Below are 1,627 nucleotides of genomic sequence, written 5' to 3'. Positions count from 1 at the left end.
TTTTCGAAATAAGTTACCCATAACCTGCAAGCTAAGCTATTGATAAGATTTGAATTTTCCGTTAGTTGGTGGCTGATTTTTTCGAAAACAGTACACTAGTACGACTGATCCAGGCAAGCCTTGCTGCCGGGCATCCTCCGGAGGAGATCTGCGTGCTCGCCCCATGGTGGATTTTATTGGCATCGACGACGCGCCAATTAGTAAGGATGCTTCCGGATCAGCAATTTGACGGCCCTGGCCTAGTCCCCTTTAGCAACGATATAGACAACTTCTGGTTCAAAGTTTCGAAAATCATCCTGACTGAGTCCTCGCCGAAGATGCTTGTTCGTCGCATGCGATGGGCCAGGGATGTAATCAGCGACCTGGGTGATTTGGGTGTTGATACGTCGCGTCTGACGCCGCGGCTCCTATTGAGGGAATGCAACTCAATTTCAATCTCCGAGACGGATGGGATTGCCTACCTTGACCAAGCCTTCGCCGCACTGCTTGAACGACTCCGCGTAGCCCTGAATAGCTTCCCCGCATTGGTGGAGCACCGCGATGCGTTCTTTCGAAGCTCACAATCTCGTATCGACAGGCTCCAAAAGGACGGAGCCCCTTACATCAACAACATCTCTTTCTTCAAGAAGGTATTTCGCGAGCGGACTGGTATCACCGTTTCGACGATCCACGGGGTAAAGGGTGCCGAGTACGATGTGGTCATCGCGTTCGGCCTTCTTCAGGGGATGGTGCCTCATTTCACTGAGGCAGCAAGCTTGGATGCCGCTAACAAACTCCTCTACGTCGTAGGTTCCCGTGCCCGCAAGAATCTACATCTGATTTCTGAGAGTGGACGTCCCCAAGGCCGCTATGGGCACTATGCGGCTACAGAGGCACTGTTCGCATGCGTCTTTGACTACGACGCAGCCGAGTAGCATCCCACTTGAGGGCTTGCTATCGGAGGTATGCCTAGCCGCGACATATTGCGGGCCAAAAAATTAGATCGGTAAGGCACGTTAGCTCTTTGCATTAGCACATGAGCCTATCCAGACGAAGGCGCGCGACACGGGGCCATATTTCTGCTGACAGGTTCAACGAAACGGTGTCCGCAACTTATTGGCTGCCATGCGGCCCCATCTCCCAAGCTTATGCCGATACCAATCCTGCACCTCTTCCAACCGACGCTTGGCGTCGGCGCCAGACATCTGATTTTTGGAATCAAAACAGCTACCGAGGCGGCACCGTATCGCCCATCCACCACAGCGAGAGCATCATATCGCGTATGGCTGACACCCGGCCTTGAGCTGGTTTTTTTGTTTCTGGAAAATACCAGCATTAATGCCAATGACATCCGCGTTTTTTAAGCGGACGCGATCGCCCTTATTTCCAAGATTTTCATGCGCCAGCGAAGCTTTTGTCCGAAACCGTTCAAGACCTAGGTCGCTCAGGAATGCCTGCAACCCGGAGCAACCGTTTCTAGCGGCGTTATCAGCTACAGCATCAATGCCAACATCATTCGCAAATGGATATCGCTTCGCCGAGAGCTGCTAGTGTACTGTTTTCGAAATAAGTTACCCATAACCTGCAAGCTAAGCTATTGATAAGATTTGAATTTTCCGTTAGTTGGTGGCTGATTTTTTCGAAAACA

Annotated in this window: 1 protein-coding gene; it reads left to right on the top strand. The window is 51.3% G+C overall.

Features of this window, described 5'->3' with window-relative positions:
• Positions 1-152 precede the first annotated feature (152 nt).
• The gene (locus DW49_RS0123420) at positions 153-914 is read left to right on the top strand and encodes a 3'-5' exonuclease (RefSeq protein ID WP_229687551.1); all 762 of its coding nucleotides are present in this window, start codon (positions 153-155) and stop codon (positions 912-914) included.
• The last annotated feature ends 713 nt before the right edge of the window (positions 915-1,627 follow it).

Origin of the sequence: Pseudomonas avellanae BPIC 631, from assembly GCF_000444135.1 — a bacterium.
GTDB lineage: Bacteria > Pseudomonadota > Gammaproteobacteria > Pseudomonadales > Pseudomonadaceae > Aquipseudomonas > Aquipseudomonas avellanae.
The sequence above is the reverse complement of the archived record's forward strand: the minus strand, read 5'-3'. Positions and strand labels throughout refer to the sequence as shown.